Raw genomic sequence first — 24,049 nt, 5'->3', positions numbered from 1 at the left:
GTCAGTGGTCCAGCGGCATGGTGGCGGTCCTGGTGGCGTCCCCGAAGTCCCAGCCGGGGACGATCGAGGGGATGTCGACGGTGGCGGTGACCGTCACCTCGTCCCCGCCGTAGGACGGTGGGCAGTCGGTGCCGTCCGCGAGCCAACTGCTGACCGCCGCCGCGCACGCCTCGCCCGCGCTCTCCTGGAGCGAGGCGCTGCGGGCCCCGGCGCGGGCCGCCGTACCGGCCTGCTGTGCGGTGTACGCGATCAGGCCCAGCTGTACGGCGGCCATGGCGACGATGATCAGGATCGGCAGGAACCCGAGGTACTCGATGGCCACCTGGCCACGGTCCCTGGGGCGGCCGCTCACGGAGTACGGCATCTCAGTCGGTCTCCTCCTCCACGGCCCCCGCGTGCCCGTGCACGGTGAACGGGAAGCTGACCGTGCCCGGGAAGAGGATGGGCACCTCGATGCGCACGTCGGCGGTGACGTAGCCGCCCGCGGTGTCGCAGCCCACCTCGGCGCCCCCCTCCCACGCGCCGGGCAGCTTGTCCCGGCCGGCCTCCTGGCAGGCCCCCTGCCGCGCGCCCCGGTCCGCCGCCGTCGCCGCCCGTACCGCCTCGTCCGCAGCATTACCCGCGAGCGTGTACGTGTATCCCACGAGGACGAGCTGCCACAGCACCACCAGCGTCGCGATGATCACCGGGGTCATGCCGAGGAACTCGATGGTGACCTGGCCCGCGTCCCCTCCCGTGCGCCGGGCGTCCCGGGTCCCGCGCCGTAAGGCACTCATCCCGCACCGTCCTTCCGCCGCCGGAAGCTCACCGATCCCCGGTCGCCACGGAAGCGGCCGCCGCCCTTTCGATGGTCCGCCTCGACGGCCCTGACCAGGCCCAGTTCGCCCGCGAGGGCCCAAAGGGCCTGCTTCACCGTGCCCCTGCCGTCCAGTTCGTGGACGCGGCCGGCGTCCACGGCGCCCTGGAGTTCCTTGAAGTTGGCGGGGACGGTGGTGCCCGCGACCGCCGTGCCGGTGATCTTCCGGATCAGCGGGGGCTGGATCTCGGTGGCGCGCGTGTGCCGGTTGACGACCACGGTGGTCTCCTCCGCCTTGCGGATCTGCAGCCGGTCCCACATCCGCACCGCCCGCTTGGCGCCCCGTACGGCGACCACGTCCGGGGTGGTGACCAGCAGCGCCGCGTCGGCCATCTCCACGGCCGCGGCGCCGGCGCCGCCGAGCTGGGCGCCGCAGTCGAGGACGACGACCTCGTAGCGGGACCGCAGGGCGCTGACGATCTGGCGGGTGGCGCGGTCGGTGACCTCCTCGCCGCGTTCGCCCTCGCCGGGGGCGAGCAGCAGGGCGAGGCCGGTGTCGTGGCGGAAGACGGCGTCGGCCAGGACGCGCGGGGAGATGTCCGTGATGGTGGCCAGGTCGACGACGGAGCGGCGGAACTGGACGTCCAGGTAGGAGGCGACGTCGCCGGCCTGGAGGTCCATGTCGACCAGGGCGGTCGGACGCCCCGACGCCTGGGCGGCGAGGGCCAGCTGGATCGCCGTCAGGGTGGTGCCCACACCGCCCTTCGCGCCGCTGACCGTGACGACCGTGCCGCCGACGCCGGTGAACACCTCGACGCCGCCGCCGAGGTGCCGGCGTACGCCCACCGACCACTGGGCGACCGCCTGGACGCGGCTGGCGAGTTCCTCGTAGCCGAGTGGCAGGGCGACCAGGCCGCGGGCGCCGTAGTCCATGGCGGCCTGGAAGAGGCCAGGACCCGGGTCGGAGGTGACGAGGATGACGCCGACGGCCGGGAAGCGGAGGGCGACCTCGCGGATCAGCTCGAGAGCGGGGACGGGACCGATGCGCTCGTGGACGACGACGACCTCGGGCAGTTCGTCGACGGACTCGGCGGCCAGCCGGGCGAGGGTGTCGACCAGCTGGGTGGAGTCGGTCACCGGGGCCATCGGTTCGGCGTCCGGGAGCTGGCTGAGCAGGGACGTGATGGACCGTACGGCGTCCGGGTCGCCGACTGCCGGGAGGATCCTCGTGGGCATACGGGCTCTCACTTGTCCTTCGCGAGTTCGTACGTCCGGTCCTTGTCGGGGACCGTGGTGTCGCTGCCGGGCGCCACCAGCGCGAGCCGGACCCGCTGGGCGAACGACTCGGCGTAGGTGATGCGCTGGGCGTCGATGGTGGACAGTGCGAAGGTGATGGGGACGGCGTCGGTGGGTTCCCGGTCGCGGCTGTTCTCGTCGGGCTTCAGAGAGGTGAGGTCGCCTACGTCGATGACCTTGGCGTTTGTTACGATGATCTTGGATTGAGCGGGGTCACCCTCACGCTCTCCCTCGAAGGTGGCGTACACGTTGACGGCGGAGCCCGGTGTGATCTTGCCGGCGACGCCGGTCGCCGCGTCGATCATGATGGCGACCTCCTGCTGCCCGGGCCGCAGGGCGGGCTGGTCGACGATCATGTCGCTCTGCAGCAATGAGCCCTCCTTCAGCGTCGTCACGGCGATCTTGCCGCGGACCTGGCCGAGATCGGTGACGGCGTTCTCCGACAGCCAGCGCTCAGGCATCTCGATCTTCTCGAACTGGCCGGCGCCCAGGGGCGTGTAGGGCTCCACGTCGGTCTTGAGCCGGTACGCGGTGACCTCGGGGCCGACCTTGGACTTCACGTCTTTGACGACGGACAGCACGCCGGCGAACGCGCCGAGGGCGCAGAGGACCGACAGGATCAGCAGGATGATGCCGCGGCGCTGACGGGAGTTCATGAGCCGTGCAACCTCATTGGGGGAATCGGTCGAACCGGATCGGATGGCGGGCTGGCGGGCTGGCGGGCTGGCGGGCTGGGCGAGGGGAGCGGCGCGGTACGGGCCTACCCGGTGAGGGCTCGTCTCTCACGGCGGTGCCCGAGGGCGGCGTCACGGCGGTGACCGAGCGCCCTGTCACCGCGATGAGCGGCGTCACCGCGGGCGTCGTACACCGGCGGCGTCGCGGAGCAGAACACGCACCGGTCGCCGATGACGTCGATGCCGCACCAGTGGCAGGTGCTCTGCCGCACCGAAGTGACCAACTGGTAGAGGACCGAGAGGTCGGGCAGGTAGGCGCAGAACTCGGTGAGCCGTCCGGTCCCCCACCAGCCGGGGGAATCGGCGGGCAGAGGTGTCTCGCGCAGTCCCTGCACGCGCCAGGACGGGGCAAGGGTGCCGGCGACCCAGTCGGACGGGAGCTGCCCCTTGGCGACCAGCAGCCAGGTGCCGAACTCGGGCCCGTCGAGGGCCGCTTCGGGGCCGATCCGCACCAGCTGCGGCACCGGATGCGCCATGACGCCGAACTGGCTGCCCGGCATCCACGACCTGGCGTGCGACTTCAGGCCCACGGGGACGTGGTCGAGCCGGGCCACGGAGCCGAGCAGCGCGCCGGCGTGGATGTAGTGGGTCAGCAGCCGGCCGGCCGAGGCGAGGACGCCGGGGCTGAGGTCGCAGGAGGCCAGCTGCCGCAACTGCCGGGCGAGTACCGCGAGTCCGAGCGGGGGCAGGGGCGGCCGGAACACGGCGATCCGGTCGGTCTCCAGGAGGGCGCGGACGGTGTGGAGCCGTCGTTCGACGCTCGCCGGGGCGGCCGGCGAGCACACCACGATCACGTGCCCGTGCTGGTCGACCAGCGACTGCAGCTCGGCCAGCGCCTGCTCCAGCGGACGTCGGTCGACGTCCTGGAGCACGACCGCGGGCAGTGTCCGTTCGTCCTGCGGCGGCAGTGCCATGTCGGCACTGGTCACGGCAATGGCAGTTGGCACGCGCGGCTCCCCGTCTCCCCATGCCCGTCGGTCCGCCGGTGTTACTCCGGCACACCCGGATGACTTCACTGCGTGACTACCTGAGCACTGTATCCACGCGTCTGTGACCGGAGAACAGCGTTTCTGTAGCTCTGGAACAACTTGCGTTGCACAAGGTGCGGCAAAACGGGGCAGGTTGAGCATTTCTCGGCCGTCGGCCGGGCGGTGGGCGGCGGGCCCGACGACGACCGGCGGCCCGACAGCGACCGGCGGTCCGACGACAGTCGACCGGCGGTCCACCCCGGGGGCGGACCAAGTCCGGGACCTGACGGCGAACTTGGTCCGGACCTACCTCTTGACACCTCAATTGGTCTGGACCACCTTGTACCCCAATGCCCCCACTCCCCCACCGGAGGCCTCAATGGAGCCCGTGCACAGACGGTTCGGCAGGCGGACGAAGTTCTGGGCGGGAGCCGTCACCGCCGCACTCGCCCTGTCGGTCACGGCGGTCGGCCAGGCGGCCGCCGCCGACGTCAACAACGCGAGAAACGCCGGCTTCGAGGCCGGACTGAGCAACTGGACCTGTTCCGCGAACAGCGGTACGACCGTCTCCTCCCCGGCGCACGCGGGCTCCGCCGCGCTCAAGGCGACGCCGAGCGGGCAGGACAACGCCCGGTGCGCCCAGACGGTGAAGGTGAAGCCCGGATCGACGTACACGCTGAGCGCCTGGGTGCAGGGCGGGTACTCCTACCTGGGCGTGACGGGCACGGGCACGACCGACGTGTCGACCTGGACGCCGGACTCGAGCTCCTGGAAGCAGCTGTCGACGACGTTCAGGACGGGCTCCTCGACGACCTCGGTGACCGTGTACACCCACGGCTGGTACGGGCAGCCCGCCTACTACGCCGACGACCTGTCCGTCTTCGGCCCGGACGGAGGCGGCGGTGACGACGGCGGGCCCGAGCCCACGGTCCCGTCGGCCCCGGCCGGCCTGAGCGTCTCCGGTACGACGTCCTCCTCGGCGTCGCTGGCCTGGAGCGCGGTGCCGGGCGCCACCGGCTACACCGTCTACCGCGACGGTACGAAGGCGACGGCGGCGACCGGCACGTCCGCGACGATCACCGGCCTCGCGGCCTCGACGTGGTACTCCTTCCAGGTCACGGCGACGAACGCGGCCGGTGAGTCGGTGAAGTCGGCAGCGGTGACGGCCCGTACGACGGAGCGGGGTGACGGGGGCGGCGGCCTGCCCAAGCACGCGGTGACCGGCTACTGGCAGAACTTCGACAACGGGGCGGCGGTCCAGAGGATCTCGGACGTCTCCGCCCAGTACGACATCATCGCGGTCGCCTTCGCGGACGCGACCGCGACGCCGGGCGCGGTGTCCTTCAACCTCGACACGGCCGGGCTCGACGGCTACACGGTCGACCAGTTCAAGGCGGACGTCCGGGCCAAGCAGGCCGCCGGGAAGAAGGTCATCATCTCGGTGGGCGGCGAGAAGGGCACCGTCTCGGTGAACGACTCGGCCTCCGCGACGAACTTCGCCGACTCGGTCTACTCCGTGATGCAGGAGTACGGCTTCGACGGCGTCGACATCGACCTGGAGAACGGCCTCAACGCGACCTACATGACACAGGCCCTGCGCGCCCTGTCGGCGAAGGCGGGCCCGGACATGATCCTGACGATGGCGCCGCAGACGATCGACATGCAGTCGACGTCGGGCTCGTACTTCCGCACGGCGCTGAACGTGAAGGACATCCTCACCGTCGTCAACATGCAGTACTACAACAGCGGCACGATGCTGGGCTGCGACGGCAAGGTGTACGCGCAGGGCACGGTCGACTTCCTCACCGCCCTGGCCTGCATCCAGCTGGAGAACGGCCTCGACCCGTCACAGGTGGGCCTGGGTCTGCCGGCCTCCACCCGCGCGGCGGGCGGCGGCTACGTGTCGCCGCGCGTCGTGAACGACGCCCTCGACTGCCTGACCAAGGCCGTCAACTGCGGCACCTTCAAGCCGTCGAGGACGTACCCCGACCTGCGGGGTGCCATGACCTGGTCCACCAACTGGGACGCCACCGCCGCAAACGCCTGGTCGAACGCGGTGGGAGCCCACGTGCACGCACTGCCGTAGCCTCGGCGCGGATACACGCGGTCGCTCGGCCGGGGCTTCCCGGCCGGGCGTTCCGCGTGGGCGGCCGGGTCCGGCCCTCCGACCCGCCCCCGCCCGGAACGGGCAGAAAGTACGACAAGTCCAGCCCTCGAGCGAGTGTTCGGTCTATAGTGCTCCTCCAGCCGACTGATCAGTGCCATGGATGCCACCTCCTTTGACGGTATCGAGGACACCGCAGCTCGGATGTCCCCTCGCCTCGCCGACGTCCAGGAGTGTTTGAGCAGCATGAGCACCGACACCGCGATACCCACCGACCGCCCGTCCAGACGACGCCGCGGTCGCAAGGTACGCACCCGCGGCCAGCGCGTTCGCCGTGTCATCGGCTGGACGCTCCTGGCAGTGGTGCTCGTCACCGGCGGTACCGGCTGGTGGCTGTACAGCCACCTGAACTCCAACCTCGGCAACGGTATCGACCTGAACAAGGCCCTCGGCGACGACCGTCCCGAGAAACTGCCCACCAGCGGCCAGAACCTGCTGATCCTCGGTTCCGACTCCCGTGCGGGCGAGAACGGGGACCTGGCCGGCGGCAACAGCAGCGGCCTCGCGGACACCACGATGGTGGTGCACATACCCGAGGGCCGGAGCAAGGCCGTGTCGGTCAGCATCCCCCGCGACACCCTGGTGACCCGGCCCGAATGCCCGGCGAAGGACGGAGGCACGCTCCCGGCCAAGGAGCGGGTGATGTTCAACTCGCTCTACCCGACCGGAGGGCCGGCCTGTGTGCTGAAGACCGTGGAGCAGATGTCCGGTGTCCGTATCGACCATTACATCGAGGTCGACTTCGCCGGTTTCCAGAGCCTGGTGGACGCGATCGGCGGAGTGACCGTCCAGGTGGACCAGCCGATCAAGGACGCGAAGACCGGCCTCGACCTGTCGGCCGGCTCCCACAAGCTCGACGGCCGGGAGTCCCTGGCGTTCGTTCGCACCCGGCACGGGGTCGGCGACGGAAGCGATCTCGGACGTATCGGTCTTCAGCAGGAGTTCATGCTCGCTCTGCTGCGCGAGGTGCGGAACCAGGACCTCCTCGGCAGCCCCACCAAGGCCTACAAGATCGCCAACGCGGCGACCAAGTCGCTCACCACCGACTCCGAGATCTCCTCGCTCACCTCGCTGGCCGATTTCGGCCGCAGCATGCAGGGCGTCAACCCCGACACCATGGAAACGCTCATGCTCCCGGTCGAGTACGACAAGATCGATCCGGCCCGTGTCGTCGCCGCGGACCCGCAGGCCGCCACGCTGTGGAAGGCCATCAGGGCGGACGAGACGATCCCCGAGTCGGCGAAGAAGTCACCGGCCTCCGGCGGCTGACCGGGCCGGCCGGCGGGACAGGCGGGCCGGCCGGCGGGGACGGGCCGGCCGGCCGCGGTGGGTCAGAAGAACTCCGCCCACGGCTGGTCCCAGACCTCCTTCACACACAGCACCAGGAACAGCAGGCCCGCGACCGCGAGCATCGAGTTGCTGAGCCAGCCGCTGCGCCACTCAGGCGGCGTGCGGGAGGAGTTGAGGAGCCAGACCAGGGTCAGGGCGAGGAAGGGCATGAAGGCGGCGCCCAGTACGCCGTAGATGATGACCAGGCGGAAGGGCTCGCCCTGGAAGAGCAGGACGATGGGCGGGAAGGTCAGCCACAGCAGGTAGGCGCGGAAGGGCCAGGAGCGTTCGTGCTCACCGGAGGCGATCTCCTTGCCCTTGCCCGCCGTCTTGTCGCGCTGCCGGGCCACGAAGTCCGCGAACATCAGGCTCACGCCGTGCCACACGCCGATGAGCGAGGTGAAGGACGTGGCGAAGAAGCCGATCAGGAAGAACTTGGCCGTCGCCGTGCCGTACTCGTCCTCCAGGATGTCGCCGAGCTGCACCAGGCCCTTGCCGCCGCCGGAGAGCGCGATGTTCGCGGCGTGCAGCAGCTCCGCGCCGACGAAGAGCATGGCGACGACGAAGACACCGGTCGTGATGTAGGCGACCCGGTTGTCCAGCCGCATGACCTTCATCCAGCCGGTGTTGGACCAGCCCTTGGCGTTGACCCAGTAGCCGTAGGCGGCGAGCGTGATCGTGCCGCCGACGCCGCCGATCAGACCGAGGGTGTTGAGGACGGAGTCCTCGCCGTCCGGGATGACCGGGAGGAGGCCGGCGAAGGCGTCCCCCAGGTTGGGCGCCACCCGGATCGCCAGGTAGACCGTCACCACGAACATGACGCCCACCATCACCGTCATGACCTTCTCGAAGACGGCGTACTTGTTGAACCAGACGAAGACCAGGCCGACCACGCCGCAGGCGATGCCCCACCATTCGAGGTCCATCACGCCGGGGAACAGGGCCTGCAGCGGCAGGGCGCTCGACGACATCGCCGCCGCGCCGTAGGAGAAGCCCCAGATCACGACGTAGACCGCGAAGAAGTACGTGGTCCAGCGGCCGAGGCTCGCCCAGCCGTCGAAGAGGGTGCGGCCGGTGGACAGGTGCCAGCGGCCCGCCGCCTCGGCGAGGGAGATCTTGACCAGGCAGCCGAGGACCGCCGCCCACATCAGGGTGTAACCGAAGTTGCTGCCCGCGATCAGGGTGGCCACGAGATCGCCGGCGCCGACCCCGGTCGCCGCGACGACGATGCCGGGGCCGATGTAGCGCCAACTGGATTTACGGGGTGCCGATTCGGAGTCGCGTGGTGCCCCGGTGTCACTGGTGCTGCCCGTGATGTCCGCCATGCGGGCCAACCAAGCCCATCGCGGCCGGTGGGACAAGAGGGCGTGCGGGGATCTTCACGCGATGTGCCTACTCGGCGCGGGTCCCGTCACCCTCGGCGCCCCCGGCCTTCTTCCCGTCCGACGGGTCGCCGCCCTTCTCGTCCGACGGGTCGCCGTCCTTCCCGTCCGACGGGTCGCCGTCCTTCCCGTCCGACGCGTCGCCGCCCTTCGGCTCGCGGTCCGTGGCGTGGCCGTCCGTCGAGTCGCCGTCCTTCTCGTTCCGCGGCTCGGCCTCGGCCTCGTTCCCGGCCTCGGCCTCGGTCTCGGCGTCCTCGAAGTAGGCGTCCAGGACCTCGTCCAGGGCCGATTCCCACTCCGGGAAGCGGCTTCGGGACGACGCCTCGATCTCGATCGGGTACCAGCGGCGGTCCGGCGTGTGCACCGTGACGGTGAACCGCTTGCCGAAGCGCCCCGTCTCCGTCTCCACGGCGCCGACCTCGTCCCAGCGGAACTCGCAGCTCTGGTCGTCGAGGGAGAGACGTACGCCCTTGTGGTCGGCGACGATCCTGGCGCGGCGGTCGGCGGCCTCGAAGACGGGGCCGTCGGGGTCCGGGGCCTCCTCTTCCTCCACCGGCTCCCCGGCGGGTTCCATGGCCGCGGTCCCGTCCGCGTCGCGGACGTCCCCGGGCTCCGCCTCCGCCTTCTCCTTCGCCGGTCTCGCGTCCTCCGGCTCACCGGTCACGGGCGCGGTGAGCCCGGGGATGAAGGCCGGGTCGAATCCGGCGCCTTCCAGGGGCTGGCTGGTCGATCCTCTGCGCTGCTCCACAGCGGGCAGTATGGTCGACGAACCTGTGCCGGACACAGCCAGCCCCAACTTCGTTATCAGACGCCTACACAAGACGCCCACGTACGACCGCCTACACGAACAGGCTCAGTACCGCGGCGACCACGAACCCGGCGACCGACAGCACGCTCTCCAGCACGGTCCACGTCTTGAGGGTGTCCCGTTCACTGATTCCGAAGTACTTGGCGACCATCCAGAAGCCGCCGTCGTTGACGTGCGAGGCGAAGATGGAGCCCGCCGAGATGGCCATGATGACCAGGGCGACGAACGCCTGGGAGTGGTCGCCCTCCGCGAGCAGCGGTGCCACGATGCCCGCCGTCGTCACGATCGCCACCGTCGCCGAGCCCTGGGCGACCCGCAGCACCAGGGAGATCAGGTAGGAGAGGACGATCACCGGCAGGCCGACGTCGTTGAAGGTGTCGGAGAGGGCCTGCGCGACGCCGCTGGCCTTGAGGACGGCGCCGAAGACGCCGCCCGCGCCGACCACCAGCAGGATGTTGCCGACCGGCTTCAGCGAGGCCGTCGAGACCGTCTCCAGGGACTTGCGGGACCAGCCGCGCCGGATGCCGAGCAGGTAGTAGGCGAGGAGCAGCGCGATGGTCAGGGCCACGAACGGGTTGCCGAAGAACTCGATCACCGAGCGGAGGGTGGACTCGTCCAGGGCGATGGAGGAGAAGGTCGCGGCGAGGATCAGGATCAGCGGGGTGCCGATGATGCCGAGCACGGTGCCGAGCGCGACCGGGCTCTCGTGCGGCGCGACGCCTGCCTTGGTCTGCTCGTCGATGACGGCCTGCCTGGCCTCTTCGGCCGCCTCGACCATGTCCTGCGGTACGGGCACGAAGATGCGGCGGCCGATCCAGGCGGAGAACACCCAGGCCGCGAGCACGGCCGGGATGCCGCAGACGATGCCCATGAGGATCACCCAGCCGAGGTCCACCTTCAGCAGTCCGGCGGCGGCCACCGGACCGGGGTGCGGCGGCAGGAAGGCGTGGGTCATCGACAGACCGGCCAGCAGGGGCAGGCAGTAGAGCAGGACCGACTTGCCGGAGCGCCTGGCGGCGGCGTAGACGATGGGCGCGAGGACGAAGATACCGACGTCGAAGAAGACCGGGACGCCGAAGATCAGGCCGGTCAGGCCCATGGCGAGGGGGGCGCGCTTCTCGCCGAACAGACCCAGCAGCCGGGAGGCCAGCACCTGGGCTCCGCCGCTGACTTCGAGGATGGCGCCGAGCATCGTGCCGAGGCCGATGATGATGGCGACATGCCCGAGGATGCCGCCCATGCCGGACTCGATGGTGGAGACGGCGTCGGACTTCTGGACGGTGCCGAAGAGTTCGGTGACCGACAGGCCGGCGAGCAGACCGACGGCTATGGAGACGGCGAGCAGCGCGACGAACGGCTGGAGCCGGACCTTGATGATCAGGAAGAGCAGGAGCGCGATGCCGACCGCGGCGACGGTCAGCAGGCCCGCCGTGCCGTCGATCAGGTGGAGCAGACCGCCGGTGTGGGGCGGGGTCTCCGCTGGGGCGGAGGCGGCGAGCTGGAGGGATATGGGGGACATACGGGGGTCCTCTGGGTAACCACATAAAGCTTTCGGGCAGGGCGGGGCGCGGCACGGCGCCCCCCGGGGGGAGGGGCGCCGGGCCGTGCGACAGACGACAGACAGACGGAACCGGCGGAAGGACCGAGAAGAGGGTCAGCCCAGGACGGCCAGCGCGTCGATCTCGATGAGGAGTCCGGCGGGCAGACCGACGTAGACGGTCGTGCGCGCGGCGGGCGGCTGGGTGAGGCCCTGCTCCTCGAAGTAGGCGTTGTAGATCTCGTTCATCTCGGCGAAGTGGTCCACGTCCGTGAGATAGACGCGGATCATCATCACGTCGTCCCAGGAGGCACCGCCCTCCTCCAGGATCGCCTTGACGTTGGCGAGGGTCTGGAGGGTCTGCTCGCGCAGGGTCGGGCCGGCCGGGGTGGGGGCCTTGCCCTCCTCGTGGGGGAGGAAGCCGACCTGGCCGGCGACCTGGAGGATGTTGCCCTTCCGGACGCCGTGGCTGAACTTCGCCGGAGGGACGGTGTGGGTCGCGGGGGTGAGAGCGATCTTGTCGGTCATGCGGTGACTTCCTTGACTGGGGTCCTGCCGGAGTACTCGCCGCTGATCGCGTCCGCCGTACGGCGCACCAGCGGGAGCAGGGTGAGGAGTTCGTCGGCGGTGACGACGACGTTCGGCGCGGAGACCGACATCGCGGCCGTCACCCGGCCGTCGGCGCCCCGGATGGGCGCGGCGACGCAGTTGATGGACTCCTCGTGGCCACCGAGGTCGGTGGCCCAGCCCTGTTCGCGCACCTTGGCCAGCTCCTTGAGGAAGCCTTCGGCGTTCGGTGTCGAACGGGCCGTGTACAGGGGGTAGTCGAGCTTCTCGGCCACGGCCCGGCGCTCGTTCTCCGGGAGGTCGGCGAGCAGCAGCTTGGCCACGGCCGCGACGGTGATGGCGACGGGCTTGCCGATCCGGGAGTACATGCGTACCGGGTAGCGGCTCTCCACCTTGTCGATGTAGAGGACCTCGTTCTCCTCGTAGACGGCGAGGTGGACGGTGTGCCCGCACTGCTCGTTGAGGCGTACGAGGTGGGGGTGGGCGATCTCGCGGACGTCCAGGTTCTCCATGGCCTCCTGGGCGAGGGCGATGAGCCGGGCGCCGAGGCGGTAGCGCTGGTCGGACTGGCGGTAGACGAAGCCGTGTTCGTGCAGCGTCCGCAGGAGGCGCAGCGCCGTGGACTTGTGGACGCCGAGGCGGTCGGCGACCCTGCCCAGGTCGGCGGGGCCCTCGGCGAGCAGCGGCAGGATGCTCAGCGCGCGGTCGACGGTCTGGCTCATGGGGTGCGTACCTCCTCCTCGGCCCCTTCGTCGGCCTGTGTCCAGCCGGGGCCGAGTCGAAGTGTCCCCCACGTGTCGTCGTCGAGGGCGGCCAGACGGTCGGCGTGGGCACGGGCCGGGGGCGCGGCGAGGTCGCCGGGGACGGTGAGGGCGGCGGCGGCCATCAGGTGGCCGTGCCGCAGGCGCTCGCGTACGGGCAGGCCGCGCAGGGTGGCGGAGAGGAACCCGGCGGCGAAGGCGTCGCCCGCGCCGACGGCGGCGACGACGTCGACGGTGAGGGCGGGCACGGTCGTGATGTGCGGCCCGTGGAAGGCGGTGGCGCCGGCCGCGCCCTGCTTGACGACGAGCAGTTCGGGTTCGGGCAGCGCGGCGCGCACGGCGTCGGCGCCGCCCGGTCCCCAGGCCTCGTCCTCGCCGACGAAGACGATGTCGGCGCCGCGCGCCAGCTCCAGGAGGACCCGCGAGCCGTCGGTGTCCCCGCGCCAGAGGCCGGGGCGGTGGTTGACGTCGAAGGAGACGAGGGGACGGCCGGGGCGGCGGGCGGTGAGTTCGCGCATCAGGCCGAGGCAGTCGGCGGAGAGCGCGGGCGTGATGCCGGAGAGGTGCAGGACGCGTCCGGAGCGGATGGCGTCGAGGTCCATGTTCCGCACCGACATCGCGGAGGCCGCGGAGCCCGCCCGGTAGTACGCCACCTCGTGCGCGTCGGTGGCACGGTCGCCGGCGGTGCGGAAGTACACGCCGGTCGGGCGGTCGGGGTCGCGGCGCACGGCGGAGACGTCCACGCCGTAGGCGCCGATCGCCTCGACGAGGTGGTCGCCGAAACCGTCGGTGCCGACCCGGCCGATCCAGCGCGCGCGGTGTCCGGCGGCGGCGAGTACGCAGGCCACGTTGGACTCGGCGCCGCCGATGGCCCGGTCGAAGGAGGGTACGTCGGCGAGGCGGCCGGGCACTGAGGGGAGGAAGGTGACCATGGACTCGCCGAGCGCTACGACGTCCACGACGCCGGGGGCGGTGCTGGTGGGTCCGGTGGCGGTCACGATGGTGGGGGCTCCTCGTCGCTCTCGCGGGCCTCGGCGGATCCGTTGACCCCGCGTTGGCCGAGATGTTAGACAGCAGTAAGCGACATACGCAATGACCGTTGCGCATGTCGCAACACCAAGGACGCGACATCGGCGCGACACTGGACGCGACGCGACGCGGCCCTGCGCGACTCCTGGCGCGACCCCTGCCGTACCCCCGCCGCACCCCCGCATCTCATGGAGGCTCCATGGCCCTCGACACCGGCACCGAAGCTCTCGCCCGTCTGGCCGAGGAGCGCGTCGACCACCGCTTCAAGGGCCTCCCACCGGACGCCGACGGCCTGACCGTCGCCGAGCTGGCCGGTCAGCGCCGCAACCTCTTCACCGGCGGTTTCGCCACGCCCGTGCTGGCCCTGTCCGCCGAGCGCCTGGAGCACAACCTCGCGCTGATGGAGACGTACGCGGCCCGGCACGGCCTCGCCTTCGCGCCGCACGGCAAGACCTCCATGGCCCCGCAGCTCTTCCACCGCCAGCTCGAACACGGCGCCTGGGGCATCACCCTCGCCGTACCCCATCAGGTACGGGTCGCCCGTGCCTTCGGCATCCCGCGGATCTTCCTCGCCAACGAGCTGGTCGACGCCGCCGCCCTGCGCTGGGTCGCCTCGGAGCTGGACGCCGACCCGGACTTCCGCTTCGTCTGCTACGTCGACTCGGTGCGCGGCGCCCGGCTGATGGACGCGGCGCTGACGGCCGCGGGCGCCGTCCGTCCGGTGGACGTCGTGGTCGAACTGGGCGCCGGTGAGGACGCCCGGACCGGCGTGCGCACGGAGGCGGAGTGCGCGGCGGTCGCCGACGCGGTGGCCGGCGCGCGGACGCTGCGGCTGGCCGGTGTCGCCGGGTACGAGGGCGAGGTGCCGGGCGCCGACCCGGAAAGGGTGCACGCCTGGCTGCGGCGGCTGGTCGCGCTGGCCGTGGACTTCGACAAGGCGGGGCGGTTCGCGGCGGCCGGCCTCGACGAGATCGTGCTGAGCGCGGGCGGCAGCGCCTGGTTCGACGCGGTGGCCGACGTGTTCACCGAGGTCCCCGGCCTCTCCCTGCCGGTACTGAAGCTGCTGCGCTCGGGCGCGTACGTCTCGCACGACGACGGGCACTACCGCGAGGTGACCCCCTTCAACCGCGTCCCGGACGAGGGCGCGCTGGAGCCGGCGTTCCGGCTGTGGACGCAGGTGGTCTCCCGCCCCGCGCCCGGGCAGGCCTTCGCCAACGCCGGCAAGCGGGACGCGGCGTACGACCTCGACCTGCCGTTCGCCCAGGTGGTGCGCCCGGCGGACGGCGGCCCGGAGCGGACGGCGACCGGCATCACGGTCAGCGGCCTGTCCGACCAGCACGCCTGGCTGCGCACCGCCCCGGAGGCGGACCTGGAGGTCGGCGACTGGGTGGGCCTGGGCCTGTCCCACCCGTGCACGTCCTTCGACAAGTGGCAGCTGATCCCCCTCGCCCAGGCGGACGGGACGGTCGTCGACTACATCCGTACGTTCTTCTAGTCCGTGCGTTCTTCTAGTCCGTGCGTTCTTCTGGAAGGTCTTCTCAAAGGGAGCGGGACATGGAAGAGCTCGTCATCCGGGACGCGGACGTCGTGGACGGCTCCGGCGCCGACTCCTACCGCGCCGACGTCGTGGTCGACGGCGGCCGGATCGTCTCGATCGTCAAGGAGGCGTCGGCCGCCGGCTGCCAGCGCCCCGGGGCCCGCCGGGAACTGGACGCCGAGGGCCTGGTCCTGGCCCCCGGTTTCATCGACATGCACGCCCACAGCGACCTGGCGCTGCTGCGGGACCCCGATCACAGCGCCAAGGCCGCCCAGGGCGTCACCCTGGAGGTGATCGGCCAGGACGGGCTGTCGTACGCGCCGGTCGACGACCGCACCCTCGGCGAGGTGCGCCGCGCCATCGCCGGGTGGAACGGCCCCGGCGACGACATCGACTTCGGCTGGCGGTCGGTCGGCGAGTACCTGGACCGGCTCGACCGGGGCATCGCGGTCAACGCCGCGTACCTGATCCCGCAGGGCACGGTGCGCGCCCTGGCGGTCGGCTGGGACGACCGGGACGCGACCGGGGCCGAGCTGGAGCACATGCGGCGGCTGGTCGCCGAGGGCATGGAGCAGGGCGCGGTCGGCATGTCGTCCGGGCTGACGTACACGCCCGGCATGTACGCCAAGGACGCGGAGCTGACCGAGCTGTGCCGGGTGGTGGCGGGGTACGGCGGCTACTACTGCCCGCACCACCGCTCGTACGGCGCCGGGGCCCTGCGGGCGTACGAGGAGATGGTGGAGCTGGCCCGGGAGGCGGACTGCCCGCTGCACCTGGCCCACGCCACCATGAACTTCGGCGTCAACAAGGGCAGGGCACCCGAGCTGCTCACGCTCCTCGACGACGCGCTGGCCGCCGGCGCCGACATCACCCTCGACACCTACCCCTACACCCCGGGCTGCACCACCCTCGTCGCACTGCTGCCGAGCTGGGCGAGCGAGGGCGGTCCGGAGCGGATCCTGAAGCGGCTGGCGGACGACGACACCGCCGAGCGCATCCGGCACCACCTGGAGGAGACCGGCTCCGACGGCTGCCACGGCGTGCCCGTGGAGTGGGAGACGATCGAGATCTCCGGCACGGGCGACCCGGCGCTCGCGGAGTACGTCGGCCGCACGGTCCTGGAGTCGGCGCGGCTGCGCGGCGAGAGCCCCTGGACGGTCGCCCGCAGCCTCCTCCTGGCCGACCGGCTGGCGCCGACCATCCTCCAGCACGTCGGTCACGAGGAGAACGTCCGCGCGATCATGCGGCACCGCGTCCACACCGGCGGCTCGGACGGCATCCTCCAGGGCAGCAAACCGCACCCGCGCGCCTACGGCACGTTCCCGCACTACCTGGGCCACTACGTGCGCGAGCTGGGCGTGCTGTCGCTGGAGGAGTGCGTCGCCCACCTCACCTCGCGCCCGGCCGCCCGGCTGCGGCTGCCGGACCGGGGGCTGGTCCGCGAGGGCCACAAGGCGGACCTGGTGCTCTTCGACCCGGAGACGGTGGCCGCGGGCTCCACCTTCGAGCAGCCGCGGACGCTTCCGACGGGCATCCCCCACGTACTGGTCGACGGGCGGTTCGTGATCGAGGACGGGCGGCGGACGGACGAACTGGCAGGGCGGTCGGTCCGCAGGACTCCCCGCTGACCGACCGCCCCTGTCCGCCCCCGTCCGCCCCCGTCCGCTCCTGTCCGCTCCTGTCCTCTCTCCGTCGGCTCCCCGTCGACTCCCGTCGGCTCCCCGTCGGCTCCCGTCGGCTCCCCGTCGGCTCCCGTCGGCTCCCCGTCCGGGCCCGTCGGGCTGCCTGGCCTGTCGGCCTGCCCCGCCTGCCCGGCCTGCCCCGCCTGTTACGGCTTGGGCACCGCGCAGCCGCTCGCGTCGAGGTCGAGCTTGTTGTCCACGCCGAAGCAGGCGGGGAACAGGTAGGTCTGCTGGGCGTAGTTGATGCCCTGGCGGACCGTGACCTCGCCGTTCTCGTCGATCTCGCACGGGTTGTCGACCGTGCAGCGCTCGCCGTCGTTGTTGCCGGTGTTGTTGACGGCGACCACCGTGCCGGTGGCGCTGTCGACGACGGGTGAGCCGGAGGTGCCGCCGATGGTGTCGCAGGCGGAGGTGTAGCGGACCGAGTCCTTCCAGGTCCAGTCGCCCTCCTTCATGCGGTACGCGAACCCGTCGACGGAGCAGTCGTAGATCCGCTTCCAGTAGCCGGAGACGACGCTGATGGCGGTGCCGGCGGCCGGCCGGGTATCGCCCAGCGTCAGCGCCTCGATGCCGTACGAGCTCCTGATCTGCGCGTACGTCGTGCCGAGCCGGTATATCGCCGCGTCCGTGTCGGTCATGGTCGCGTACAGGAGCCGGTCGGCGCGCAGGGTGGCGACCCGGGAGCCGGAGGAGTTCAGCAGGCCGAAGCCGCGGCTGGACGCCCGGTCGACGAGCACCTCGCCCGGCGCGGGGAAGCCGCTCTCCAGGCAGTGGCCGTTGGTGAGCACGAGCGCCGGGTCGTCGTCGGCCGAGCCGGGCATGCGGACGACGGAACCGGAGCAGTTGCTGAGCGAGACGGTGCCGGCGAAGTTCACCGCGCCGGCCTTGGGCGCGGTGAGTGCGGACAGGGCGTCCGCCACGGTCCCGACCGCGCCGTTGACGGCGTCCGGCAACGTGGCCGGGCCCGCGCCCGTGGTCGTGTCCGTGCCCGTGGGGGAAGGCTCGGCGGCGACCGCGGGAGTCACGCCCACCCCGGCGAAGGCCAGGGCGCAGAGCGCGACGACGAGAGGTTTTCTCATGGGGGTCCCCTCTTGCGACGACGGGCGGCCGGAAAACCTCCGGCCGCCCACGGATTGTCATGCGCATTGTCATCACGTGGACGACGAGGGGGCAAGGCTTGTTTCCGACGAGTAGCTTCGCCGGACGGACCCGCCCGAAGGCGCCGGGCCCGCCGGACCAGGGTGGCCCGCGCCCGTGGAGGCGGAGGGGGCCGCCGTGGGGAGGGTCGGTGTGAAGGTGATGGAGGCGTCACCCGGCGGACCCGGGGACTCCGGCACTCCGTTCACCCCGCCGGCGCGCGGGGACGGCGCCCGGACGTGGCCGCGGATTTGCAGGGCCCCGGGGGGCTCATGGGACCCCGGAGGCACATAACCACCCGAACCGACGCGTCTCACGTGGCGGAAAACACGGCCCGAGCGGCGATACCGGGCCGTAAGCTCCCTGCATGCAGGTGATCCAGTCGACCAAGCTCGCCAATGTCTGTTACGAGATCCGCGGCCCGGTGCTCGAGGAGGCCATGCGGCTCGAGGCGGCCGGCCACCGCATCCTCAAGCTGAACACCGGCAACCCGGCGGCGTTCGGCTTCGAGTGCCCGCCCGAGATCCTGGAGGACGTCCTCCGCAACGTCTCGACGGCACACGGCTACGGTGACGCGAAAGGCCTGCTGGCCGCGCGCCGGGCGGTCGTCATGCACAACCAGACCCTCGGCATCGAGACCGACGTCGAGCACGTCTTCATCGGCAACGGCGTGTCCGAGCTGATCGTGATGGCGATGCAGGGCCTGCTGGACGACGGCGACGAGGTGCTCGTCCCCGCGCCCGACTACCCCCTGTGGACGGCGGCCGTCGCGCTCTCCGGCGGTACGGCGGTGCACTACCGCTGCGACGAGCAGTCCGACTGGATGCCGGACCTCGCCGACGTGGAGCGCAAGGTCACCGACCGCACCAAGGCGATCGTCATCATCAACCCGAACAACCCGACCGGCGCGGTCTACGACGAGGCGGTCGTCAAGGGCCTGACGGACATCGCCCGCCGCCACAACCTGCTGGTCTGCTCGGACGAGATCTACGACAAGATCCTCTACGACGACGCGAAGCACATCCCCACCGCCTCCGTCGCCCCGGACCTGCTCACCCTCACCTTCAACGGCATGTCGAAGGCGTACCGGGTGGCCGGCTACCGGGTGGGCTGGATGTCGATCTCGGGGCCGCGCGCCCACGCCGACTCGTACATCGAGGGCCTGACGACCCTGGCGAACATGCGCCTGTGCGCCAACATGCCGGGCCAGCACGGCGTCGTCGCGGCGCTCAGCGGACGCCAGACGATCAACGACCTCGTCCTGCCGGGCGGCCGGCTGCGCGAGCAGCGGGACGCGGCGTACGAGCTGCTGACCCGGATCCCGGGCGTGAGCTGCGTGAAGCCGAAGGGGGCGCTGTACCTCTTCCCGCGCCTCGACCCGGACGTCTTCAAGGTCAAGGACGACCGGCGGATGGTTCTGGACCTGCTGCGCCGCGAGAAGATCATGGTCGTCCAGGGCACCGGCTTCAACTGGCCGGATCCGGACCACTTCCGGATCGTCACCCTGCCGTCGGTCACCGACCTGCGGGACGCGATGGGCCGGATCGGCCGCTTCCTGGACGGCTACGCCCAGCCCTGACCGGCCGATACTTATGAACGGATCAACTTTAGACCGAATCCAATGTAGGATGGTTTCCTGTCAGCACCCAGGAGGCCATCCATGTACGAGCCGATACGTACCAAGTCGGTCCACAGCACGATGGCCGGCACCCCCCACGACTTCCCCCACCGTTCCCGCGAGGAAGAGCTGGACATCCAGCTCGCGGGTCATCTCGCCGCACTGCTCGCCGTCACCGACGAGCTGCGCGTGAGCGCGCCCTCGGCCGATCTGGACACCGCGGCAGAGCGGCTGTGCGAGCAGATCGCCCGCCTGCGGGGAGGACGTACGCCGGCCCGCGCGTCGGCGGCCACGACGGACCGGGAGCCGGACACGGCGGCCCTGCACGGGCGGGCGCACGCCCTCGCGGGCCGCGCCCTGGTCGTCGCCGCGTCGCGAGCCGACACGGCGGCGGCGATCCTCGCCGCCGAACGGATGGACGCGCACACCGCGGCCCTGCGGCCGCGCACACTCGCGTCCCACTGAGCCCCGTCCCACTGAGCCCCCTCCCACTGAGCCCCCTCCCGGGGCTCCCCGGAGCGGCCCCGGTCCGCGCGCACCCGCAGCGACGCGCGGACCGGGCGCCATTCACCGCGGCGGCCTGAGCGGCGTTTCACTTCGGCGCCGCGGGGCCGCCGCTTGCGATCGGGCGGCTCTCCCACCCCGTACGGCCGACCCCCCGGTACCCCGCACGTGCCTGGTCGGTCCCACGCCGTGGAGCCGCCCATGGATACGGCACCGCGCCCCTCTCAGGGCGCCTCCCCGCCCGCGTGGACGCCGAAGGGCCGGGTCCGTCGCACTCCGTTGTGCGGGGACCCGGCCCGAGCGGGGCTCCCCCACGCTCCGGGGTACTGCGAGCTACTGGAGCGGAGGGGAACCCCCTCGCGGCCGGCCTTCGTGACGACTTCGCGGGTCAGGGCTAGTCGGACCGGACGCGGAGCTGGGTGGGTGGGTGCCGGTCAGCCCAGGCGCCGCACCAGGTTGCGGTACTGGTCCCACAGCTCGGTGGGCGTGTGGTCGCCGAAGGTGTTCAGGTGGTCGGGGACGAGCGCCGCCTCCTCGCGCCACACCTCCTTGTCGACGCTGAGCAGGAAGTCCAGGTCGGCGTCGGCCAGGTCGAGGCCGTCGGTGTCGAGGGACTCCTTGGTCGGCAGCACGCCGATCGGGGTCTCGACGCCGTCCGCCTTGCCCTCCAGGCGCTCCACGATCCACTTCAGGACGCGGCCGTTCTCGCCGAAGCCCGGCCAGACGAACTTGCCCTCGTCGTCCTTGCGGAACCAGTTGACGTAGTAGATCTTCGGCAGCTTGGACTGGTCCTTGTCCTTGGCCACGTCGACCCAGTGCCCCATGTAGTCGCCCATGTTGTAGCCGCAGAACGGCAGCATGGCAAACGGGTCACGGCGCAGCTCGCCGACCTTGCCCTCGGCGGCGGCGGTCTTCTCGGAGGCCACGTTGGCGCCGAGGAAGACGCCGTGGTTCCAGTCGAAGGACTCGGTGACCAGCGGCACGGCGGTGGCCCGGCGCCCGCCGAAGAGGATCGCCGAGATCGGCACCCCCTTGGGGTCCTCCCACTCCGGCGCGATGATCGGGCACTGCGCGGCGGGTGTGGTGAAGCGGGCGTTGGGGTGCGCGGCCGGGGTGCCCGACTCGGGCGTCCAGTCGTTGCCCTTCCAGTCCGTGAGGTGGGCGGGCGTCTCCTCAGTCATGCCCTCCCACCACACGTCGTTGTCGTCGGTGAGGGCGACGTTGGTGAAGACGGAGTTGCCCCACAGGGTCTTCATCGCGTTGGCGTTGGTGTGCTCACCGGTGCCGGGCGCGACGCCGAAGAAGCCGGCCTCGGGGTTGATGGCGTACAGGCGGCCGTCCTCGCCGAAGCGCATCCAGGCGATGTCGTCGCCGATGGTCTCCACGGTCCAGCCGGAGATGGTGGGCTCCAGCATGGCGAGGTTGGTCTTGCCGCAGGCCGACGGGAAGGCGGCGGCGACGTACCTGGGCTCCCCGGTGGGCGGGGTCAGCTTCAGCACCAGCATGTGCTCGGCGAGCCAGCCCTCGTCGCGGGCCATGACGGAGGCGATGCGCAGGGCGTAGCACTTCTTGCCGAGCAGGGCGTTGCCGCCGTAGCCGGAGCCGTAGGACCAGATCTCGCGGTCCTCGGGGAAGTGCGAGATGTACTTGGTGCTGTTGCACGGCCACGGGACGTCGTCCTGGCCCTGCTCCAGCGGGGCGCCGAGGGTGTGCACGGCCTTGACGAAGAAGCCGTCGTCGCCGAGCTCGTCCAGGACCGGCTGTCCCATGCGGGTCATGGTGCGCATGGAGACGGCGACGTACGCGGAGTCGGTGATCTCCACGCCGAGCGCGGACAGCGGCGAGCCGAGCGGACCCATGCAGAAGGGCACGACGTACATGGTCCGGCCGCGCATCGAACCGCGGAACAGGCCGCCCTCGCCGCCGGTGCCCCGGAAGATCTCCCGCATCTCGGCGGGGTCCTTCCAGTGGTTGGTCGGGCCGGCGTCCTCCTCCTTGGCGGAGCAGATGAAGGTCCGGTCCTCGACGCGCGCGACGTCGGAGGGGTCGGAGGCCGCGTAGTAGGAGTTGGGGCGCTTGATCGGGTCGAGTTTGCGGAAGGTGCCCTTCGCCACGAGCTCCTCGCACAGTCGCTCGTACTCGGCCTCGGATCCGTCACACCAGACCACTTCGTCCGGCTGGGTCAGTTCGGCGATCTCGCTCACCCACGAGATCAGCTCCTGGTGGTTGGTGGGGACGGGGGGAGCAGCGATGTCGCGCGCCACGATTGCTCCTAAATGAGGGGTTTTTTGTTTGGAGGCCCCGTGGGGGCTGCGACCCGGATGCGTGACGTTGACCTCTTGGGCGCTCATCCGGTGTCGACCGCACTCATTTGATCATCCGACGCGAGCGCCCATCTGTCCAGAGGGCGTCACACCTGAGCGGCGTGAGGATCGCCACGTGCACACATCGGGGATTTTCGGGGGGTGCGTCGCCGGGTACCCCCATGAGACGATGACCACTCACCGACCGCGAACGTCCGTACTGATGCGTAACTTACGGTCCCGTAGGTACGATGTGCCCATGACTGCGTCCGCCTCCGACGCGCCCAGGGAGACGCCGGCCGCCGGCCGCGGCCCTGTGGCGCTCTCCCTGCCGCATCCGGTCAAGCCCAAGCTGCGCGGCTGGCTCCACCTCGGAATGTTTCCGGCCGTCCTCGTGGCGGGCCTGGTCCTCACCGCCCTCGCCGAGTCGTCCGAAGCACGCGTCGCCTGCGGGATCTACGTCCTCACGGCCTGTCTGCTGTTCGGCGTGAGCGCGCTCTACCACCGGGGCGACTGGAGCCCGCGGATGGACGGCGTACTGCGCCGCCTCGACCACGCCAACATCTTCCTGATCATCGCGGGCACCTACACCCCGCTCACGATGCTGCTGCTGCCGGAGGCCGAGGGCCAGTGGCTGCTCTGGGGCATCTGGGGCGCCGCGGCGGCGGGCATCCTCTTCCGCGTCTTCTGGGTCGGCGCCCCGCGCTGGCTGTACACCCCCTGCTACCTCGCCATGGGCTGGGCGGCCGTCTTCTATCTCCCCGAGTTCATGCGGGCCGGCGGCATCGCCGTCCTCGTCCTGGTGATCGCGGGCGGGCTGCTCTACAGCGCGGGCGGCGTGATCTACGGCCTCAAGCGGCCCAACCCGTCACCGCGCTGGTTCGGCTTCCACGAGGTCTTCCACTCCTTCACGCTGGCCGCCTTCATCGCCCACTACGTGGGGATCTCGCTGGTCGCGTACTAGCCGTTCGGGACCGGGCGCAGTGCCGACGGCGGATGGCCGGCACGCGGCCGGCGCTCGGGCGGATCCCCGACCGCGCCGGGGTGGCCGCCATCGTGGAGCACGGTCCGGCGGCCCCGGGAAAAGCCGGGGCCGCACCTGTCCACCGTGGCATCCTGACCGGGTGAACGGTCCCGAGATCCGCGTCGAGTTCGCCCCGGAACTGCACCTGTTCGTCCCCCGGGCCCGCGCCACCGGCGCCGCCCGCACGGCCACCGACGGCGTCTCCACCCTCGGCCATGTCGTCGAGTCCCTCGGCGTCCCGCTGACCGAGGTCGGCACGCTCCTCGTGGACGGCCGCGAGGTGCCGCCCGGACACGTCCCCACGGGCGGCGAGTCGGTGAGCGTACGGCCCGTGGAGCACCCCCAGAAGGTCCCGGGTGCCCCCCTGCGCTTCCTGCTCGACGTGCACCTCGGCACCCTCGCCCGCCGGCTGCGGCTGCTGGGTGTCGACACGGCGTACGAGTCGACAGACCTCGGCGACCCGGCGCTCGCCGCCCTGTCGGCGGCCGAGAAGCGGGTCATGCTCAGCCGCGACCGCGGCCTGCTGCGCCGCCGCGAGCTGTGGGCCGGCGCCTACGTCTACAGCACCCGCCCCGGCGACCAGCTCCAGGAGGTCCTGGACCGGTTCCGGCCCGCGCTGCGCCCGTGGACGCGGTGCACCGCCTGCAACGGACTGCTCGGGGAGGCCACCAAGGAGGAGGTGGCGGACCAGCTCAAGGGCGGTACCGAGCGGTCGTACGACGTGTTCGCGAAGTGCCGCTCGTGCGGGCGCGCGTACTGGAAAGGCGCGCACCACGAGCAGTTGGAGGCCATCGTGGAGGCTGCGGTGCGCCGGAGTACACAGGGCGGTTGAGTACGGCGGTCGAGTACGCGGGCCGATCACCCGGGGCGGCC

21 protein-coding genes are annotated in these 24,049 nt (G+C 71.3%); 8 read left to right on the top strand and 13 right to left on the bottom strand.

The annotated features are described in order from the left end of the window. Position 1 precedes the first annotated feature (1 nt). The 5 genes from ACZ4V1_RS06975 to ACZ4V1_RS06955 all read right to left on the bottom strand — a co-directional run bounded on the left by ACZ4V1_RS06975 (position 2) and on the right by ACZ4V1_RS06955 (position 3,740). Positions 2–364 (bottom strand): TadE/TadG family type IV pilus assembly protein, encoded by a 363-nt coding sequence (locus ACZ4V1_RS06975; RefSeq protein WP_468330461.1) that lies wholly within the window; start codon positions 362–364, stop codon positions 2–4. A 1-nt stretch (position 365) separates the two neighbouring features. Beyond that, positions 366–776 (bottom strand): TadE/TadG family type IV pilus assembly protein, encoded by a 411-nt coding sequence (locus ACZ4V1_RS06970; protein WP_468330458.1) that lies wholly within the window; start codon positions 774–776, stop codon positions 366–368. Then, positions 773–2,032, bottom strand: a complete 1,260-nt coding sequence (locus ACZ4V1_RS06965) for an AAA family ATPase (protein ID WP_468330455.1) — start codon at positions 2,030–2,032, stop codon at positions 773–775. Before ACZ4V1_RS06965 ends, ACZ4V1_RS06970 begins: the two co-directional genes overlap by 4 nt. A gap of 8 nt (positions 2,033–2,040) precedes the next feature. Then, positions 2,041–2,748 carry a Flp pilus assembly protein CpaB gene (gene cpaB / locus ACZ4V1_RS06960; RefSeq protein ID WP_468330452.1) on the bottom strand — a complete coding sequence of 236 codons (708 nt, stop codon included), beginning with the start codon at positions 2,746–2,748 and terminating at the stop codon, positions 2,041–2,043. Positions 2,749–2,852: 104 nt separating this feature from the next. Beyond that, entirely contained in the window at positions 2,853–3,740 is an 888-nt protein-coding gene (locus ACZ4V1_RS06955; protein WP_468330951.1) for a hypothetical protein, read from the bottom strand. A gap of 433 nt (positions 3,741–4,173) precedes the next feature. On the opposite strand from ACZ4V1_RS06955, the gene ACZ4V1_RS06950 reads away from it, so the two are divergent. Then, on the top strand, positions 4,174–5,880 hold the full coding sequence (locus ACZ4V1_RS06950) for a chitinase (RefSeq protein WP_468330449.1): 1,707 nt from the start codon (positions 4,174–4,176) through the stop codon (positions 5,878–5,880). Positions 5,881–6,144: 264 nt separating this feature from the next. Further along, entirely contained in the window at positions 6,145–7,227 is a 1,083-nt protein-coding gene (locus tag ACZ4V1_RS06945) for an LCP family protein (RefSeq protein ID WP_468330446.1), read from the top strand. Positions 7,228–7,289: 62 nt separating this feature from the next. On the opposite strand, the gene ACZ4V1_RS06940 is transcribed toward ACZ4V1_RS06945, so the two are convergent. The 6 genes from ACZ4V1_RS06940 to ACZ4V1_RS06915 all read right to left on the bottom strand — a co-directional run bounded on the left by ACZ4V1_RS06940 (position 7,290) and on the right by ACZ4V1_RS06915 (position 13,340). After that, entirely contained in the window at positions 7,290–8,612 is a 1,323-nt protein-coding gene (locus ACZ4V1_RS06940; RefSeq protein ID WP_468330443.1) for an Nramp family divalent metal transporter, read from the bottom strand. Between the two features lie 67 nt (positions 8,613–8,679). Continuing rightward, entirely contained in the window at positions 8,680–9,417 is a 738-nt protein-coding gene (locus ACZ4V1_RS06935) for a hypothetical protein (RefSeq protein WP_468330440.1), read from the bottom strand. Between the two features lie 91 nt (positions 9,418–9,508). Then, positions 9,509–10,996, bottom strand: coding sequence for a GntP family permease (locus tag ACZ4V1_RS06930; RefSeq protein WP_468330437.1), 1,488 nt, complete (start codon positions 10,994–10,996; stop codon positions 9,509–9,511). A gap of 135 nt (positions 10,997–11,131) precedes the next feature. Next, a complete protein-coding gene (locus ACZ4V1_RS06925; RefSeq protein WP_468330434.1) occupies positions 11,132–11,542 on the bottom strand; it encodes a RidA family protein in 411 nt (136 codons plus the stop codon). Then, a complete protein-coding gene (locus ACZ4V1_RS06920) occupies positions 11,539–12,303 on the bottom strand; it encodes an IclR family transcriptional regulator (RefSeq protein WP_468330431.1) in 765 nt (254 codons plus the stop codon). Before ACZ4V1_RS06920 ends, ACZ4V1_RS06925 begins: the two co-directional genes overlap by 4 nt. Continuing rightward, complete coding sequence (locus ACZ4V1_RS06915) at positions 12,300–13,340, bottom strand: sugar kinase (RefSeq protein ID WP_468330428.1); 1,041 nt, start codon at positions 13,338–13,340, stop codon at positions 12,300–12,302. The genes ACZ4V1_RS06920 and ACZ4V1_RS06915 overlap by 4 nt, the downstream gene beginning before the upstream one ends. Positions 13,341–13,570: 230 nt before the next feature. On the opposite strand from ACZ4V1_RS06915, the gene ACZ4V1_RS06910 reads away from it, so the two are divergent. Together ACZ4V1_RS06910 and ACZ4V1_RS06905 are read left to right on the top strand one after the other, a co-directional pair. After that, positions 13,571–14,866 carry an amino acid deaminase gene (locus tag ACZ4V1_RS06910; protein ID WP_468330425.1) on the top strand — a complete coding sequence of 432 codons (1,296 nt, stop codon included), beginning with the start codon at positions 13,571–13,573 and terminating at the stop codon, positions 14,864–14,866. A gap of 59 nt (positions 14,867–14,925) precedes the next feature. After that, entirely contained in the window at positions 14,926–16,536 is a 1,611-nt protein-coding gene (locus tag ACZ4V1_RS06905; RefSeq protein ID WP_468330422.1) for an N-acyl-D-amino-acid deacylase family protein, read from the top strand. 200 nt (positions 16,537–16,736) lie between these two features. On the opposite strand, the gene ACZ4V1_RS06900 is transcribed toward ACZ4V1_RS06905, so the two are convergent. Then, positions 16,737–17,669 (bottom strand): trypsin-like peptidase domain-containing protein, encoded by a 933-nt coding sequence (locus ACZ4V1_RS06900; RefSeq protein ID WP_468330419.1) that lies wholly within the window; start codon positions 17,667–17,669, stop codon positions 16,737–16,739. 425 nt (positions 17,670–18,094) lie between these two features. On the opposite strand from ACZ4V1_RS06900, the gene ACZ4V1_RS06895 reads away from it, so the two are divergent. Next, positions 18,095–19,306, top strand: a complete 1,212-nt coding sequence (locus tag ACZ4V1_RS06895; protein WP_468330416.1) for a pyridoxal phosphate-dependent aminotransferase — start codon at positions 18,095–18,097, stop codon at positions 19,304–19,306. An 81-nt stretch (positions 19,307–19,387) separates the two neighbouring features. Next, complete coding sequence (locus tag ACZ4V1_RS06890; RefSeq protein ID WP_468330413.1) at positions 19,388–19,810, top strand: SCO4983 family protein; 423 nt, start codon at positions 19,388–19,390, stop codon at positions 19,808–19,810. A 473-nt stretch (positions 19,811–20,283) separates the two neighbouring features. Here ACZ4V1_RS06890 and ACZ4V1_RS06885 read toward each other — a convergent pair whose 3' ends face one another. After that, a complete protein-coding gene (locus ACZ4V1_RS06885; protein WP_468330410.1) occupies positions 20,284–22,113 on the bottom strand; it encodes a phosphoenolpyruvate carboxykinase (GTP) in 1,830 nt (609 codons plus the stop codon). A gap of 298 nt (positions 22,114–22,411) precedes the next feature. On the opposite strand from ACZ4V1_RS06885, the gene trhA reads away from it, so the two are divergent. Together trhA and ACZ4V1_RS06875 are read left to right on the top strand one after the other, a co-directional pair. Further along, a complete protein-coding gene (trhA, locus tag ACZ4V1_RS06880) occupies positions 22,412–23,116 on the top strand; it encodes a PAQR family membrane homeostasis protein TrhA (protein WP_468330407.1) in 705 nt (234 codons plus the stop codon). Positions 23,117–23,276: 160 nt separating this feature from the next. Continuing rightward, positions 23,277–24,008 carry a Mut7-C RNAse domain-containing protein gene (locus ACZ4V1_RS06875; protein WP_468330404.1) on the top strand — a complete coding sequence of 244 codons (732 nt, stop codon included), beginning with the start codon at positions 23,277–23,279 and terminating at the stop codon, positions 24,006–24,008. Positions 24,009–24,049: the final 41 nt, after the last annotated feature.

It is taken from the genome of Streptomyces sp. NPDC028991, assembly GCF_055564775.1.
The sequence above is the reverse complement of the archived record's forward strand: the minus strand, read 5'-3'. Positions and strand labels throughout refer to the sequence as shown.

What these genes read in the sequence shown, in the direction of transcription:
- cpaB (WP_468330452.1), bottom strand. Translation starts at nt 2,748, where the DNA reads ATGAACTCCCGTCAGCGCCGCGGCATCATCCTGCTGATCCTGTCGGTC.
- ACZ4V1_RS06910 (WP_468330425.1), top strand. Translation starts at nt 13,571, where the DNA reads ATGGCCCTCGACACCGGCACCGAAGCTCTCGCCCGTCTGGCCGAGGAG.
- ACZ4V1_RS06925 (WP_468330434.1), bottom strand. Translation starts at nt 11,542, where the DNA reads ATGACCGACAAGATCGCTCTCACCCCCGCGACCCACACCGTCCCTCCG.
- ACZ4V1_RS06920 (WP_468330431.1), bottom strand. Translation starts at nt 12,303, where the DNA reads ATGAGCCAGACCGTCGACCGCGCGCTGAGCATCCTGCCGCTGCTCGCC.
- trhA (WP_468330407.1), top strand. Translation starts at nt 22,412, where the DNA reads ATGACTGCGTCCGCCTCCGACGCGCCCAGGGAGACGCCGGCCGCCGGC.
- ACZ4V1_RS06950 (WP_468330449.1), top strand. Translation starts at nt 4,174, where the DNA reads ATGGAGCCCGTGCACAGACGGTTCGGCAGGCGGACGAAGTTCTGGGCG.
- ACZ4V1_RS06890 (WP_468330413.1), top strand. Translation starts at nt 19,388, where the DNA reads ATGTACGAGCCGATACGTACCAAGTCGGTCCACAGCACGATGGCCGGC.
- ACZ4V1_RS06900 (WP_468330419.1), bottom strand. Translation starts at nt 17,669, where the DNA reads ATGAGAAAACCTCTCGTCGTCGCGCTCTGCGCCCTGGCCTTCGCCGGG.
- ACZ4V1_RS06905 (WP_468330422.1), top strand. Translation starts at nt 14,926, where the DNA reads ATGGAAGAGCTCGTCATCCGGGACGCGGACGTCGTGGACGGCTCCGGC.
- ACZ4V1_RS06940 (WP_468330443.1), bottom strand. Translation starts at nt 8,612, where the DNA reads ATGGCGGACATCACGGGCAGCACCAGTGACACCGGGGCACCACGCGAC.
- ACZ4V1_RS06965 (WP_468330455.1), bottom strand. Translation starts at nt 2,032, where the DNA reads ATGCCCACGAGGATCCTCCCGGCAGTCGGCGACCCGGACGCCGTACGG.
- ACZ4V1_RS06895 (WP_468330416.1), top strand. Translation starts at nt 18,095, where the DNA reads ATGCAGGTGATCCAGTCGACCAAGCTCGCCAATGTCTGTTACGAGATC.
- ACZ4V1_RS06945 (WP_468330446.1), top strand. Translation starts at nt 6,145, where the DNA reads ATGAGCACCGACACCGCGATACCCACCGACCGCCCGTCCAGACGACGC.
- ACZ4V1_RS06970 (WP_468330458.1), bottom strand. Translation starts at nt 776, where the DNA reads ATGAGTGCCTTACGGCGCGGGACCCGGGACGCCCGGCGCACGGGAGGG.
- ACZ4V1_RS06930 (WP_468330437.1), bottom strand. Translation starts at nt 10,996, where the DNA reads ATGTCCCCCATATCCCTCCAGCTCGCCGCCTCCGCCCCAGCGGAGACC.
- ACZ4V1_RS06975 (WP_468330461.1), bottom strand. Translation starts at nt 364, where the DNA reads ATGCCGTACTCCGTGAGCGGCCGCCCCAGGGACCGTGGCCAGGTGGCC.
- ACZ4V1_RS06955 (WP_468330951.1), bottom strand. Translation starts at nt 3,740, where the DNA reads ATGGCACTGCCGCCGCAGGACGAACGGACACTGCCCGCGGTCGTGCTC.